Genomic DNA, 14,081 nt, shown 5'->3' on the forward strand with positions numbered 1-14,081 from the left:
GACCCGGTCAGGCCGTCTGCACCGCCGGGTCGGACTGCTGCTCCGGCACCGACTGAGCCGCCGCCCGACCGAACGCGAGCAGCGCCGCCAACAGGTCGTGCTGCAGCCGGGGCGGCATCCGGTCCAGGACCGCCTGCACCGCCCGTTGCCGCCGCTCGGCCAACTCCCGCAGCAGGGTCTGCGCGGCCGCCGTCGGCACCAGGCGCACCTCACGCCGGTCCCGGGGATCAGCCACCCGACGCAGCAGACCCGTCGCCTCCAGCCGGTCACACAGCCGGCTGGCCGAGGACGGCACCACGTCCAGCAGCTCCGCCAGACGGTTGACGTTGGTCTCCGACCGACCGCTGATCAGCATCAGCACCCGCAGCTGGGTCGGCGGAACCTGATGGCGCGCGGCCGCCGACTCGAGCACGGCGACCATCGTCTCGGCGGCCGCGTCGATCGCCGCGGCGAGATCCCCAGGTCGCTCCACCCGATGTCCCCTGCCGTCGTCGCGCTGGTGCCCGCCCGACGAAGCGGCGGCGACCCTCACCCGCCGTTCCGCTCGCGCGGACCGTGCCAGTCCAGGCAGACCACGACGGCGTCGTCGCGCAGATCGGAATCCGCGTGGTAGGCGTGCAGTTCGCGCATCACCGTACCAACCGCCTCGGGCGCCGGCTGCAACCGTGTGGCGCGCAGGGAACGGGCCATCGCCCGCTGCCCGTACGGCTCCTGCCCCGGAGGCTCCGCCGCCCACACCCCGTCGCTGACCACGAAGACGCGGTCACCCGGCTCGAGCTGGAACTCCTGCAGCTCGTAGCGGGTCTCGGCGAACATGCCCAGCGGCATCTGCTGGTCCAGCTTCATCGGCTCGACCACCGCCCCGCGCATCCGCAGGAGATGCGGGGAACCCGCGTCGACCGCCCGCACCCGCCCGGTGCGGGTGTCCACCTCCAACAGCAGGGTCGCCACGTACCGGTGCCCCCGGTGCTGGTAGAAGACGGTGTCCGACGCCAACTCCGCCTGCTCCACCAGGCCACCGCCGGAGCGGCGCGCGTTGCGCATCGCGTTCACCGTGACCGCGGTCAACATCGACGCGGCCAGACCACTGCCCTCGCCGTTGAGCACCGTCAGGGTGAGCCGGTCACCGTCGAGCGACCAGTCGAAGTGGTCACCACCCACCGTGTACGCCGGCTCCAACTGACCGGCCAGGTGAAACGCGTGGTGCGACACGCTGCGCCCGGGCAGCAGGTCCCACTGCATCTCGGCGGCCATGCTCAGCCGCTCACGGCGACGGGCCCGCCGGTACCGGTCGGTCTCCCGATCCGCCGCCCGCATCGCCACCGCGAGCGCACCGGCGATGTCGGTGGCCCGGCCGGTGACCGCCGGGCCCGGCACGGCCGGCAACTCGATGAGCAGCACGCCCAGCCGCTCCCCCCACACGGTCAGCGGCAGATACAGCCGGCACGGGCCGTCGTCGGCGATGTCCCGCACCGGTTGCTGGCTGCTGAAACAGCGCTGCGCCACGGTGTGACAGGCGAGGAACCCGGCCGCCGGCAGGTCCGGATCCAGCACCGCCCACAGGCCGCTGATCCGGTAGTCGGCCACGAACACGTCCGTGCGTACCGCACCCAGCGCCGAGCGGATCGCCTCGTCCGCCGCCTCCGCCAGCTGGTCGGGCGGAGCCTCGCGCAGCGCGCGCGACACCACGTCCGGCCCGTCCACCATGCGTCCTCCAGAAACTTGCTACAGAGCAAGCATCATACGGACGCCCGCGCGGAGCCCGACGTCGCGGTCAGTCGTCGCCGCGGGTCGCCAGCACGCCGTGGAACGCGTCGGGCACCTCGGCCGGCACGCCGTCCGGACGCCAACGGTTGACCGGCACGATCCCGTCCGTGGTCGGCGCCCAGCGACCCAGCAGCGGCGCGAACGCCGCCGGCGGGCGCATCCGGAACGCCGGCCCCATCATCGCCAGGGCCTGCGGATGGGCCGCCAACTCCTCGGTGTCGAAGTCCACGGCGAGCAGGCTGCCCGGTGCCGCCGCCGCGTACAACTCGTCGAGGGTACGGGTCAGCGTGTCGTCGTCGAGGAACGCCGCCAGCCCGAGGAACACCACCCCCACCGGCCGGCGCCCCCACCCCGGGACGAAGCGGTGCAACTGCGCCGGGTCGATGGTGCCGATGTCGGTGGCATCCCCGAAGCCGTAGCCGGCCCGGTCACTGCCGGCGAGGATGCGCTGTCCGAGCCGGATGGTGACCGGGTCGACGTCGGTGTAGAGCACCGTGGCCTCGGCGGCGACCTCGTGCACGTTGCCCATCGTGGGCACCCCCGCGCCGAACACCAGGAAACCGTCCACGCCCTGCGCGGCGATCGCCCGCACCGCCCGGCCGAGGAAGGCCCGCAGCTCCCGGAAGACCGGCGCGCACGGCCCGTACGCCTGCTCGAAGGCGGTCGCCGCGGCCACGTCGACCGGGAAGTGGTGGGCCCCACCGAGCCAGTAGTCGATCATGCGTGCGGTGCTCGGCTGATCCGGTTCGCCCATCGACGACGCTCCCTCCTCCTTCGGTGGCGTCAGCGTACCGACCCGGGCACGCGCCGTGGTATCGCTGCGCCGCGCGCCCCGCGAGCTGCGATAGTGGAAGACGGCGGGAGGTGGCCGGTGAACTCGGCGAACAGCGCGGCGGTGGTGGTCGGCGTGGACGGCTCGGAGCCCTCCCTGCGCGCGGTACGCCTCGCCGCCGCCGAGGCCACCCGCCGGCACCGGCCGCTGCGCGTGGTGCACGGGTTCATCTGGCCGCTGCTGCACGTACCGGACTCCCCCGCGCCGGACGCCCCGCCCGGCGGCGGGCTGCGCCACCAGGCCGAGGACATCGTCGCGGCGGCCGTGGCCGAGGCCGAGGCGACCGTGCCCGGGCTGACGATCTCCGGCGAGATCATCGACGGTGAGGCCGCCGCGGTGCTGGTGGGCGAATCCCCCACCGCCGCGCTCATCGTGCTCGGCGACCGGGGGCTGGGCGGCTTCGCCGCGCTCGTGCTCGGCTCGGTGGCGGTGCAGGTCGCCGCGTACGCCGACTGCCCGGTGCTGGTGGCCCGCGGCGAGCACCGTCCGGACGGACCGGTCGTGGTCGGAATGGACGGCTCGGCGGCGTCCCGCCTGGCCGCCGAGTTCGCCGCCGAGACCGCCGAGGCGCGCGGCGTGCCGCTGCGGGCCGTGCGTGCCTACCGGCATCCGGGCAGCAGCGGCCCCGGCGACATGCAACCCCTGGTGTACGACGAGACGCGGCTGCGCGAGGAGCAGGAACGCGACCTCGCCGAGTCCCTGGACGGACTCGCCGAGCGGCACCCCGGTCTGCGGCTGACCTGGCAGGCGGTGCACGGCCGCGCCGGCGCCGTGCTCGCCGAGGCGTCGGATGCCGCCCAACTGGTGGTGGTCGGGGGGCAGGGGCGCGGCGAGGTGAGTGGGTTGCTGCTGGGGTCGGTGAGCCAGTCGGTGCTGCACCACGCGCGCTGCCCCGTCGCCGTGGTCCGCGCACCCCGCTGACACCCGGGGTTGGCGCGCCGCCAGACGGGTAGACGGCCGCGGTACGCCAACGGCGACGAAGGAGGCAGCACATGCCAGGACCACGGCCGGGCAGTAACGCGTACGACAAGCAGCGGGCGCGGTTGCGCAACGCGATCGACGACTCCGGACGGCGGGTGCCCGACGGCAAGGCCAACCAGGTCGCCAACAGGATCCTGCAGGAGGATCGCGGCCAGCGGGGCGTGGTGCGCGGCGAGCGCACGTACGGCCCCAAGAGCGAGCGCGAACCGGGCGATCCGAAATGAGGAGGGTCGACCTCGCCGACGGCGCCATCGCGGGCGCCGTCGGCAGCACGGCGCTGAACGTGGTCAGCTACCTCGACGTGGCGCTACGGGCGCGGCCCGAGAGCAGCGTCCCCGCGGAGACCGTCGACCGGTTGGCCGGTATCGCGCACGTGAACCTGGGGTCCGGGGCCCGGGCGGCGAACCGCCGCTCGGGCCTCGGCCCGCTGATCGGCTACGGCCTGGGCATCGCCGCCGGAGTCGCGTTCGCGCTCTACGCCGGCGGCCGGCGGCAGCCGCTGCCGATGGCGGCGGGCATCCTCGGCGCCGGCGTGATGACCATGACCGACGGGTCCATCACCGCGCTGGGCATCAGCGACCCGCGCACCTGGCGGCGCTCCGACTGGATTTCCGACATCATCCCGCACCTGGCGTACGGCCTGACGGCCGCCGCCACCTGGAACAGGTTGCGGCGGCCGTCGGGTCGAGGTCGTTAGGCCCGGGTGTCGCTGTCGTCCTCGGCCACCGGCTCACCGGCCGGGCCGTACGGCGACACCTGCCCCTTGGGCACCGGTCGGCCCTGGTCACCGCGCGACGTGCCACGGTTGGCCGGATGCCCGCCGGGGGCGGGACCCTTGTTGTCCTGGCTGGTGCCACCCAGGGCGTTGCGCCGGAACTCCTGCTGCTGCGGGTTCGTCACGGGGTGTCTCCCTTCCGGGTACGGCAGGCGGCATCGACCGCCTCCACCGGCGGCATACCCGCGGGCACCGGCGGCATTCCGGCCCCGCCCACCGGGGAGCGGCTAGCGGGCCGCGGAGTGGGTACCCCGTCGGTGTGGGCGACGATCGAACGGTGGTGCGGGTCCTGCTGGACCGGCGTGGCCGCACCTACGCGGAGGAGGCCGGTATCCGGCTCTCCGACCGACCCGGGCCGCTGTACCAACTCCTGGTGCTGGCCACCCTGCTGAGCACCCGGATCCGCGCGTGTATCGCCGTGGACGCGGCGCGAGAGCTGTTCGCCGCCGGCTACCGCACGCCGCAGGCGATGGAGGCGGCGAGTTGGCAGCAGCGGGTCGACGCGTTGGGCCGGGGCCACTACCGCCGCTACGACGAGCGCACCGCCACCATGCTCGGCACCGGCGCCCGACTGTGCCTGGACCGCTGGCACGGCGACCTGCGGCGGCTGCACCACGAGGCCCAGGGTGACCCGGCCGGGCTGCGCCGACGACTCACCGAGTTCCCCGGCATCGGCCCCACCGGCGCCGACATCTACCTGCGGGAGGCGCAGACGGTCTGGTCCGACCTGCGCCCGTACGCCGACCGTCGAGCCCTGGCCGGGGCGAAGCGGCTGGGTCTGCCGGGCTCACCCGACGGGCTGGCCGGGCTGGTCGACGAGCCGGACTTCGGCCGGCTCGCCTCAGCGCTGGTCCGGGTGGCGCTCGGTGAGGAGTCCGCCGGCGAGGTCACCCGCGTGGCGGCCCGCTGAGGCGCTCACTTGACCGTCTTGTCGCCCGGTCGGGTCAGGTGCCACACCAGCAGCGCGGCGAGCAGCGCCAGCACCACCACCCCGCCGGAGATGCCACGGCCCTCCTCGGGGCTGCGGCCGGCGCTGCCGAAGTAGATCACGGCGAGGCCGGCCAGCACCGTGACGAACGTACGCAACCCTCGGTCCTTCACGTACCGCACCGTAGGTGACTCTCAACCGCTCCGGACCGGTTTCGTGGCAATTGTCCCCCTGTTGGGCGACACGGTCAACGGTCCGCGACGAACCCGCGCAGGCGTACCCGGCGCACCGCCCGGTCGGCGACCTCCACCACCTCCAGCGTCAGCCCGGGCAGCCGCACGGTCTCCCCCGGCTCACGGGGCAGGTGCCGCAGCCGCGCCAACACCAGACCGGCCACCGTCGTGTACTCCCGGGACAGCGGGAAACTCAGCCGCACCCCCAGGTCGGGCAGGTCGTGCAGCGGGAAGTCACCGGGCACCAGCAGCGACCCGTCCGGGTCCCGGGTCACCCCGTGCACGTCGCGGTCGGTTTCGTCGTACAGCTCGCCGACCACCTCGGCCAGCAGATCCTCCATGGTCACCATGCCGTCGATGCCGCCGTGCTCGTCGACCACCAGGGCCAACTGCTGGTGCTCCTGACGAAGCTGGCGCAACGCGTCGGCGACCGGCAGCGTGACCGGCAGCAGCAGCGGCGCTCGCACCTGCTCCCCCACCGTGCCGGCACCGGCCCGCACCAGGTCCCGGATGTGCACCACACCGACCACCTCGTCCAGGCCACCGGGGCCGGTGACCGGCGCGCGGGACCGGCCGGCGGCGGCCAACCGACGGACCCCCTCGTCGGTGCTCAGGCTCGCCGGCAGGGCGGTCACCTCCCGCCGGGCCACCAGGATCTCCCGCAGGGTCCGCCCGGCGATGTCGAAAGCGCCGGTCAGGATCTCCCGCTGCTGCGCCGACAGGCCCCGCTGGCTGACCAGCATCTCGCGCAGCTCCTCCTCCGTCATCTCCTCCCGGTTGGCGCGGGGGTCGCCGCCGGCCAACCGCACCACGGCGTCGGTGGCCCGGCTGAGCAGCCACACCGCCGGTCGGGACAGCCGGGCGAGCAGGTCGAGCGGGCCGGCGCTGAGCAGCGCCCAGCGTTCCGCCCGCTGCATGGCCAGCCGTTTCGGGGCCAACTCCCCGAGCACCAGCGTGACGAACGTCAGCAGCACCGTCACCACCAGCACCGCGGCCGGACGGGCCGCCGCGCCGAGGAAGCCCAGCGGACCGACCAGCGGCCCGGCCAGCGACACCGCGGCCGCCGCCGAAGCGAGGAAGCCGGCCAGCGTGATGCCGAGCTGGATGGTGGCCAGGTAGCGGTTCGGTTCGCGGGAGAGACGCACCAGACGGTCGCCCGCACGTGAGCGCCGACCCAACCGCCGCAACTGCCCCTCGCGCAGCGTCACCAGGGCCATCTCGCTGCCGGAGAGCGCGGCGTTGACCAGCACCAGGACGGCCACGAGCACCACCTGCCCGAGCTGACCGCCCATCGCGCACCCCCGTCCACCACCTGAGGTCACTCAACCGCAGCCGAGCAGGCCGCGACCCGGTTTCCGGCCGGTCCGAGGCTCAGTCGACCTCCAGGTCGTCCAGCGAGATCGAGTGGGTCATCAACCACCGGGCCAGCGCCGACATGCCGAACAGCCAGAGCGGCACCGACTCGGTGGGGCCGTTGGTCGCGTAGATGGCGAACCGCAGATCCGGCGCGCGGTACGCCTCGATCCGCCATTGGTGCTGCCGGTCCCGCCAGACCGCCGAAGGGTCCATGGCGTCACCGTAGGTGACCGCCACCGGTCCGGGGGCCGGTTAGCCCGGCACCACCGCCGTGCCGAGCAACAGGCGGGCGACGGAGACCAACATGGTGATCCCGCCCCAGCCACAGCAGGCTCAGCACGACGGCGAGCACAGCGGCGGCGTCCGCGATGCGGTGCGCGGGGGCGCCCGCCGTACCCCACCGGGCCGCGGCCGCCGCGAGCCGGGCGTCCCGCGCGCCGGAGACGGGCGGACCTGGCTCAACGGGGTACGACTCCGCGGCGGGCGGATCGACGAGGGCGTACCGGGTCTGCCCGTCCGGCACGGTCCACACGAGCATCCAGCCCCGCGTCGCGAACCGCGGTTCCGGCCGGTTACCCCAGTAGGCGCCCTCCTCTGTCAGCCCCGTCCCGAGCCGGGTGCGGCGCTCAACCGACGACGATCCGGGCGTCGTCGGGCAGTCGACGGGTCGCGCCCCGACGGTCCAGCAGCTCCAGCAAGGGCACCGCCACCCGGCGGGTGGTGTCCAACGCCTGCCGGGCCGCGGAGAGGGTGAACGGCTGCGGCAGCCCGGCCAGCACCCGGACCGCGTCGTCGAGCGCGTCGGGCAGCAGCACCACGTTGTCGGCCAGCCGCAGCAGCGCGCCGGCCCGCACCGCGGCGCCGATCTCGCGGGGGCCCAGACCGAGATCGACGAGACGGTCCGCCTCGGGGGCGCGGAACGGTCGATCGCCGTACTCGGCGCGGACCCGCTGCACGGCCCGGGCCACCGGCTCGGGCAGCGCGTCGCCGCCCGCCGTCCCGACCCGTCCGGCCCGGACGCGCAACGGCGGGCGGACCAGCGCCTCGACCAGCGCCCGGTCGGGCAGGGCGAGGCGTTGCCGCAGCGCGTCCACCGGCATCCCGGCCTCCAGCGGGTGCTCCCGTGTGTAGCGGGTGACCTCTTCGGTCAGCTGCTCGCCGAGCCGCCGCCAGTGCTCCGGGTCGGCCAACCAGTCACCAGCCACCGGCGCGACGTGCACCGGCACGCCCATCCGGATCATCGTGTCGGCGCGGACCAGCCGTCGGCGGCGCAGCTCACCGGCGAGATCGGGTCGACCGTCCAGGTCGGCGAGGACCAGCGCGCGGGCCGCGGCGGCACCTCGTCGGGACAGCGGTGGCGGCGCAACGTCCAGCACGCGTACCCCGCCGGCCACGTGGTGCCGGCCCGGGTCGCGCAGCAGCGCCCGGTCGCCGACCAGCAGCGGCAACGGCCGGGCCAGCCGCAACCGGACGGTGTCCGGGCCGAGCGGGCGCACCCGCACCGGCACCGCCGCCGAGCCGACGTGCAGGGTGAGGGTGGCGGGCAGGTCGGCTGCCGGGTCACCGGTGAGCCGCACGTCGACGAGGTCGGTGCGGTGGAACCGCCCCGGGGTGAGCAGGGCGTCGCCACGGCCCAGCCGGTCGCGGGGCGTACCGCGCAGGTTGACCGCCACCCGGGCGACCGCCGTCGCCTCGGCGCGGGCCTCGCCGAGGGAGTGCAGGCCCCGGACCCGGACCGGCTCGTCGGCGCCGGCCAACTCCAGCTCGTCGCCCACCCGCAACCGTCCGGCGCGGAGGGTGCCGGTGACCACGGTGCCGCTGCCCCGCACGGTGAAGCTGCGGTCCACCCAGAGGCGGACCGGTCCGTCCACGGTGGGCGCGGGCAGGCCGGCCGCGAGCCGGTCCAGGGCGGCACGCAGCTCGGGCAGGCCGGCGCCGGTCACGCCGCTGACCGCCACCGCGTCCACCGCGCCGAGACTGCTCGCCGCGATCTCGGCCCGCGCCCGCGCCGCCGCCGGCCCCGGATCGGCCAGGTCGGCGCGGGTCACCACCAACAGGCCGTGCCCGACGCCGAGGGCGTCGAGCGCGGCCAGATGCTCGGCGGACTGCGGCATCCACCCCTCGTCCGCGGCGACCACGATCAGCGCCGCCGGCACCGGGCCGACCCCGGCGAGCATGTTCGGCACGAACCGCTCGTGCCCGGGTACGTCGACGAACGCGACCGTGCCACCGGACGGCAGTGTCGTCCAGGCGAAGCCCAGGTCGATCGTCATCCCCCGGCGGCGTTCCTCGGCCCACCGGTCGGGTTCCATCCCGGTGAGCGCCCGGACCAGGGTCGACTTGCCGTGGTCGACGTGCCCGGCGGTGGCGACGACGAACATGCTCAGTCGTCCCCGTCGGGGACGCGCAGGACGGCCGCCCGGAGCGCCTCGTCGGCGTCGGCGGGCACACAGCGCAGATCGAGCAGGAGCCGCCCGCGCACCACCCGGCCGAGGACCGGCTGGTCTGCGGTGCGCAGCGGCGTCGCGTACCGCTCGGGCAGGCTCAGCGCCCACGAGTCCAACTCGACGCCGGGGCCGCCACCGCCACCGACCACGGCGACCGCCGGCACCACCTCGGCCTTGCGGCCGTCGACGCCGAGCCGGTCGCGCAGCCGCTCCACCCGGCGGCGCAGGGTGCCCGGGTCGGCGTGCAACGCGGTGTGCGTCGGTGTCTGCGGATGGTGCAGGGTGGCGGCGAGCGCGGCCAGGGTGAGCTTGTCGACGCGTACCGCCCGGGCCAGCGGATGGCGGCGCAGCCGGTCGACCAGGTCCGCGGCACCGAGCAGCAGCCCGGCCTGTGGGCCGCCGAGCAGCTTGTCGCCGCTGGCGGTGACCAGCGCCGCACCGGCGCGCAGGGTGCTGGCGGCGTCCGGCTCGTCGGGCAGCAGCGGGTCGGCGCGCAGCAGCCCGGAGCCGATGTCGGCGACCACCGGCACATCGAGGGTGGCGAGCTGCCGCACCGTCGTGGCCGAGGTGAACCCGGTGATCTGGAAGTTCGACGGATGCACCTTGAGCACGAAGCCGGTCCGCGGGCCGATCGCGGCGGCGTAGTCGGCGAGGGTGGTGCGGTTGGTGGTGCCCACCTCCCGCAGTCGCGCGCCGGTGCTCTCCAGCAGGTCGGGCAGGCGGAAACCGTCGCCGATCTCGACCAGTTCGCCCCGGCTGACCACGATCTCCCGACCGGCGGCCAGCCCGGTCGCGGCCAGCACCAGCGCGGCCGCGCCGTTGTTGACCACGTGTACGGCCTCGGCGTCGGGCACGGCGGCGGCGAGCGCGTCGAGCGCGTCGCGGCCACGGCGGGCCCGCCGACCGGTGGTCAGGTCCAGTTCCACGTCGGTGTGCCCGGCGGCGGCCACCACCGCGGCGACAGCGGCCGGCGACAGCGGCGCGCGACCCAGGTTGGTGTGCAGCACGACACCTGTCGCGTTGAGCACCGGGCGGGGCCCGGACGCGGGCAACGCGGCGACGGCGGCGTCCCGGACGTCCTCGGGGGCGATCTCACCGCGGCGGGCCCGCTCCTGCGCCCGGGCGACGACCGCCTTCACCCGGTCCCGGCCGAGCGTGGCGGCGGCCGCGGCCAGTCGCGGATCGGCGAGCAGCGCGTCGGTGCGGGGCACCCGACGTCGCGGGTCCACCGGAGCGTCGCCCATCGCGTCATCTCCTGAGGCCGGTTGGCGGAGACGGACGGGAATCGAACCCGCCTGGCCCGGGTCCCGGACCACACCGGTTTTGAAGACCGGGAGGGGCACCAGCCGCCTGAACGCCTCCATCGGACATTCGATCACAACGCCCGAGCGGCCGCTCAGTCAGCCGTCGGATCCACCGCCGCTCCGCCGGGCGTTCACCCGCTCGCGTTGCGGCACCACCGTGTACCGGGGGTCGCGGGCCGAGGCGACACCGCCGTAGAAGATGCCGAACCGGGTGGCGAGCGACGCCGCCAGCAGTGCCGCGCCGGACACCGCGCCGACCACCCGGCTGCGACGGCCGAGCAGGGCACCGGCCACCCCGGCGGCGGTCAACACCCGACCGGCGCGCAGCAGCCGACCGGGCCGGCCCTGCCGGTAGGGCTCACTGAGCAGGCCGAGGCGGGTCTCCACCCGATGCGCGCCGTACAGTTCCAGGGCCGCGCCGGCCACCGCCATCCGGCGGGCCGGCCCGGCCTGCGCCGGCGGCGCGGCGAGCAGACCCACGCCGGCGCCGCTGGCCAGCGCACTACCCGCGAAGATCAGAGGCAACTCGGGGTACGCCTCATGCCACGACGGCACCGCCGTGTCGGCGAGCAGCACCCCGGTGTACGTGGCCAGCGCGGGCGCGGTGCCCGCGGCGAGCAGCCCGGCGGCGTGCCCGACCGGCGGCAACGCCCGACGGGCCACGCCGAGCACCCCGTGGCGGGGTAGCAGGCCGGCGGTCTCGGCGATCGCGGCGACACCGGCGGCCGGCCCGAACGCGCTGAGGATCCAGGTGCCCATCGACATCGGCGACGTCAGCTTGGCGACCCGCAGCATGTGGTGGAACCGTGCCGGCCGGCCCAGGTCCCGGATCAGGAAGACCGTGCTGGCGCCGACGGCGGCCAGCGCGGTGCTCCGTCCGGCGCGGCGTAACGCGGGCCGGCCGGTGAGCTGCCCACCGGCGGCGAGCAGCGACGAGCCGGCGGCCAGGCCACCGGTGAACAGGTACGCGGCGATGTCCCACTTCCACACCGGCGGCTTCAGGACGGGCCGGCCGTAGTACGAGGTGAACTCGGCCTCCGGCACCCGCAACTCCTCGCCGCCGCCACGCCGCCCACCCCGGCGGCCAGGCCGGTGGCCGGGGAGGTCGGCGGTCCGCTGCGGCGGCGAGACCAGGTCTGCCCGATCGTCGGCGGCAAGCCGGTCGCGGAAGCGGCGGAAGAGGTCACCGACCGGGGGACGGTCCGTGCTCACGAGGAACCTCCGACGAACGCGGCGACGGTCGCCGCCGCCATGGCCAGCGCGGCGAGGCCGGCGCGTTTCCACATCTTCGGCAGGTCGCGAGTGGTCACGACCGGGTCGGGTGGCAGCCCGTACACCTCGGGCTCGTCGAGGAGCAGGAAGAACGCGCCGTCACCGCCCACACCGTCGGTCGGGTCGTGACCGTACAGGCGTGCCTCGGGGACCCCCCGCTCGCGCAGCGTCTCGACGCGCGCGGCGGCCCGCTCCCGCAACTCGTCCACCGGCCCGTACTGGATCGACTCGGTGGGACACGCCTGGGCACAGGCCGGGGTCATCCCCGCGCCCAACCGGTCGTAGCAGAGGGTGCACTTCCACGCCCGACCATCACCCTTGCGTTGATCGATCACGCCGTAGGGGCAGGCGGAGATGCAGTAACCGCAGCCATTGCAGATGTCCTCCTGCACCACCACCGTGCCGAACTCGGTGCGGAACAGCGAACCCGTCGGGCAGACGTCCAGACACGCCGCATGGGTGCAGTGCTTGCACACGTCGGACATCATCAGCCAGCGGAAGTCCGAGCGGCCCTCGGCACCGGAAGCCCGCCCCGGCGGCTGCGCCCCCGGCATCCCGAGGAACTGCGGGCCCGCGCCGGTGTCGGCCGGCTCACCAAGCACGTCGGCGGCGGGGCGGGGCTGCTCGATGAACGCGACGTGCCGCCACGAGTTCGCGGTCAACGCGCCCGTGTTGTCGTACGACATGCCGAGCAGGTCGAGCCCGCTCTGCGGGACGCCGTTCCACTCCTTGCAGGCGACCTCGCACGCCTTGCAGCCGATACACACACTCGTGTCGGTGAAGAACCCCATCCGCGGCGGCGCGTCCTCGTAACCGGCGTCCGGCGCCGGATCCAGCGGCCCGTACAGACTGTTCGGATCAGGAATCACCGCGCCGCTCCCCCTCGCTGTCGCCGGTGACCGCCGGCGCGTGCCCGCCCGGGATCATCCCGGCCCGCCGCTGGTAGTCGGCCACCAGGTCGAGCAGCGCCGGCCCGGTGGGCCGGCGGCCGGGCCGCACATCGCAGGTGCCGACCTTGCTCTCCTGGATGAGGACGTTCGGGTCGAGGCTGATGCCGAACAGGTCGTTGGCCGAGTCGCCGGTCACCAGACCCTCGAAACCGAAGTGGTACGGCAACCACACCTGGTGGATGATCCGACCGTCCACCCGCAACGGGGCGAGCCGATCCGTCACCAGCACCTTCGCCTCGATCACCGCCCGGCCGCTGACCAGATGGGCCCAGCCCAGATGCTCCAGCCCGGCCTCGGCCGCCAGCTCCGGTGACACCTCGACGAACATCTCCGGTTGCAACTCGGCCAGGGGCGACACGGTACGGCTCATCCCGCCGGCGGTGTGGTGCTCGGTGAGCCGGCTGACCGTGAACACGTACGGGAACACCTGACCGTGCTCCTGCGGCGGGCTCGGGTTCACCGAATTCACCGGATGCGCGTACATCTTGCGGGTCGGGTTGGCCTGCTGCCGGTACAGGGGGTTGCGCACCGGCGACTCCACCGGCTCGTAGTGCGTCGGCAACGGCCCGTCCAGCACACCACTGGGCGCGTACAGCCAGCCCTTGCCGTCGCCCTGCATGACGAACGGGTCGTCGCCGGCGATGCCCTCCGGCCCCGACGCGCCCTCCGGCGGCCGGTACGACGGCGGCTTGCCCTTCTCGAAGTCCGGCACGTCGTAGCCGGTCCACTCGGCCTTGTCCGCGTCCCACCAGACGTAGCGTTTGCGCTCACTCCACGGGTTGCCGTCGGGGTCGGCGGAGGCCCGGTTGTAGAGCATCCGCCGGTTCGCCGGCCACGCCCAGCCCCACTCGGCGGCCACCCAGTCCTGCTCATGGCGGGACCGGCGCCGGGCTGCCTGGTTGACGCCGTCGGCGTACACCCCGGTGTAGATCCAGCAACCGATCGCGGTGGAGCCGTCCGCGCGGGCCTCGGCGAAACTCGACAGCGGGCGGCCGGTCGTCACGTCGTACCCGTTGATCTCGCGCAGGACCGACTCGGCGCTCGGCTCCGCGTGCGGACCGTGCGTGGGGTAGTCCCAGGTGAGGTCGAGCAGCGCCCGGTCGCGCGGCAGCGCCGAGCCGGCCAGCTTCTCCCGCAGCTTGCGGCCCAGGTGGTAGAAGAACCACAGCTCGGAGCGGGCGTCGCCCGGGGCGTCGACGGCCTTCTCCCGCCACTGCAACAACCGCTGCGTCTGGG

17 protein-coding genes and 1 tRNA gene are annotated in these 14,081 nt (G+C 74.6%); 4 read left to right on the top strand and 14 right to left on the bottom strand.

Annotated features, from left to right (window positions below):
* Positions 1-7: 7 nt before the first annotated feature.
* The 3 genes from AB0H52_RS28250 to AB0H52_RS28260 all read right to left on the bottom strand — a co-directional run bounded on the left by AB0H52_RS28250 (position 8) and on the right by AB0H52_RS28260 (position 2,521).
* A complete protein-coding gene (locus tag AB0H52_RS28250; protein ID WP_357951267.1) occupies positions 8-472 on the bottom strand; it encodes a MarR family transcriptional regulator in 465 nt (154 codons plus the stop codon).
* 56 nt (positions 473-528) lie between these two features.
* Positions 529-1,707 carry a PP2C family protein-serine/threonine phosphatase gene (locus tag AB0H52_RS28255; protein WP_357951269.1) on the bottom strand — a complete coding sequence of 393 codons (1,179 nt, stop codon included), beginning with the start codon at positions 1,705-1,707 and terminating at the stop codon, positions 529-531.
* Positions 1,708-1,774: 67 nt separating this feature from the next.
* Positions 1,775-2,521: an SAM-dependent methyltransferase gene (locus AB0H52_RS28260; protein ID WP_357951271.1), complete on the bottom strand. Its 747-nt coding sequence runs from the start codon at positions 2,519-2,521 to the stop codon at positions 1,775-1,777.
* A gap of 117 nt (positions 2,522-2,638) precedes the next feature.
* On the opposite strand from AB0H52_RS28260, the gene AB0H52_RS28265 reads away from it, so the two are divergent.
* The 3 genes from AB0H52_RS28265 to AB0H52_RS28275 all read left to right on the top strand — a co-directional run bounded on the left by AB0H52_RS28265 (position 2,639) and on the right by AB0H52_RS28275 (position 4,277).
* The gene (locus AB0H52_RS28265) at positions 2,639-3,520 is read left to right on the top strand and encodes a universal stress protein (RefSeq protein ID WP_278122617.1); all 882 of its coding nucleotides are present in this window, start codon (positions 2,639-2,641) and stop codon (positions 3,518-3,520) included.
* Positions 3,521-3,591: 71 nt separating this feature from the next.
* Positions 3,592-3,804, top strand: a complete 213-nt coding sequence (locus tag AB0H52_RS28270) for a phosphatidylethanolamine-binding protein (RefSeq protein ID WP_088948250.1) — start codon at positions 3,592-3,594, stop codon at positions 3,802-3,804.
* Positions 3,801-4,277, top strand: a complete 477-nt coding sequence (locus AB0H52_RS28275) for a hypothetical protein (protein WP_278122616.1) — start codon at positions 3,801-3,803, stop codon at positions 4,275-4,277. The genes AB0H52_RS28270 and AB0H52_RS28275 overlap by 4 nt, the downstream gene beginning before the upstream one ends.
* On the opposite strand, the gene AB0H52_RS28280 is transcribed toward AB0H52_RS28275, so the two are convergent.
* Positions 4,274-4,480, bottom strand: coding sequence for a hypothetical protein (locus tag AB0H52_RS28280; protein ID WP_234586106.1), 207 nt, complete (start codon positions 4,478-4,480; stop codon positions 4,274-4,276). The genes AB0H52_RS28275 and AB0H52_RS28280 overlap by 4 nt on opposite strands.
* A gap of 134 nt (positions 4,481-4,614) precedes the next feature.
* Between AB0H52_RS28280 and AB0H52_RS28285 the strand changes: the two genes are divergently transcribed.
* Positions 4,615-5,265, top strand: a complete 651-nt coding sequence (locus AB0H52_RS28285) for a hypothetical protein (protein ID WP_278122614.1) — start codon at positions 4,615-4,617, stop codon at positions 5,263-5,265.
* Positions 5,266-5,270: 5 nt separating this feature from the next.
* Here the strand turns inward: AB0H52_RS28285 and AB0H52_RS28290 are convergent, their stop codons facing one another.
* The 10 genes from AB0H52_RS28290 to AB0H52_RS28335 form a co-directional block, all read right to left on the bottom strand.
* Entirely contained in the window at positions 5,271-5,456 is a 186-nt protein-coding gene (locus AB0H52_RS28290) for a hypothetical protein (RefSeq protein WP_036410487.1), read from the bottom strand.
* A 74-nt stretch (positions 5,457-5,530) separates the two neighbouring features.
* Positions 5,531-6,808, bottom strand: coding sequence for a hemolysin family protein (locus AB0H52_RS28295; RefSeq protein WP_357951276.1), 1,278 nt, complete (start codon positions 6,806-6,808; stop codon positions 5,531-5,533).
* Between the two features lie 79 nt (positions 6,809-6,887).
* The gene (locus AB0H52_RS28300) at positions 6,888-7,085 is read right to left on the bottom strand and encodes a hypothetical protein (RefSeq protein ID WP_088989536.1); all 198 of its coding nucleotides are present in this window, start codon (positions 7,083-7,085) and stop codon (positions 6,888-6,890) included.
* A gap of 4 nt (positions 7,086-7,089) precedes the next feature.
* Positions 7,090-7,410, bottom strand: coding sequence for a hypothetical protein (locus tag AB0H52_RS28305; protein WP_151489604.1), 321 nt, complete (start codon positions 7,408-7,410; stop codon positions 7,090-7,092).
* Between the two features lie 88 nt (positions 7,411-7,498).
* Positions 7,499-9,253, bottom strand: a complete 1,755-nt coding sequence (selB, locus tag AB0H52_RS28310) for a selenocysteine-specific translation elongation factor (RefSeq protein WP_357951278.1) — start codon at positions 9,251-9,253, stop codon at positions 7,499-7,501.
* A 2-nt stretch (positions 9,254-9,255) separates the two neighbouring features.
* The gene (gene selA / locus AB0H52_RS28315; RefSeq protein ID WP_151489602.1) at positions 9,256-10,563 is read right to left on the bottom strand and encodes an L-seryl-tRNA(Sec) selenium transferase; all 1,308 of its coding nucleotides are present in this window, start codon (positions 10,561-10,563) and stop codon (positions 9,256-9,258) included.
* 22 nt (positions 10,564-10,585) lie between these two features.
* Positions 10,586-10,681: transfer RNA gene (locus AB0H52_RS28320), tRNA-Sec, on the bottom strand.
* Positions 10,682-10,719: 38 nt separating this feature from the next.
* Positions 10,720-11,835: an NrfD/PsrC family molybdoenzyme membrane anchor subunit gene (nrfD, locus tag AB0H52_RS28325; RefSeq protein WP_151489601.1), complete on the bottom strand. Its 1,116-nt coding sequence runs from the start codon at positions 11,833-11,835 to the stop codon at positions 10,720-10,722.
* On the bottom strand, positions 11,832-12,761 hold the full coding sequence (locus AB0H52_RS28330) for a 4Fe-4S dicluster domain-containing protein (RefSeq protein WP_151489630.1): 930 nt from the start codon (positions 12,759-12,761) through the stop codon (positions 11,832-11,834). Before AB0H52_RS28330 ends, nrfD begins: the two co-directional genes overlap by 4 nt.
* Positions 12,754-14,081, bottom strand: a 1,328-nt coding sequence (locus tag AB0H52_RS28335; RefSeq protein ID WP_357951280.1) for a molybdopterin dinucleotide binding domain-containing protein, incomplete at its 5' end; no start/stop codon positions are given. The genes AB0H52_RS28335 and AB0H52_RS28330, both read right to left, overlap by 8 nt.

The organism is Micromonospora sp. NPDC050695 (assembly GCF_040654415.1).
Lineage (GTDB): Bacteria > Actinomycetota > Actinomycetes > Mycobacteriales > Micromonosporaceae > Micromonospora.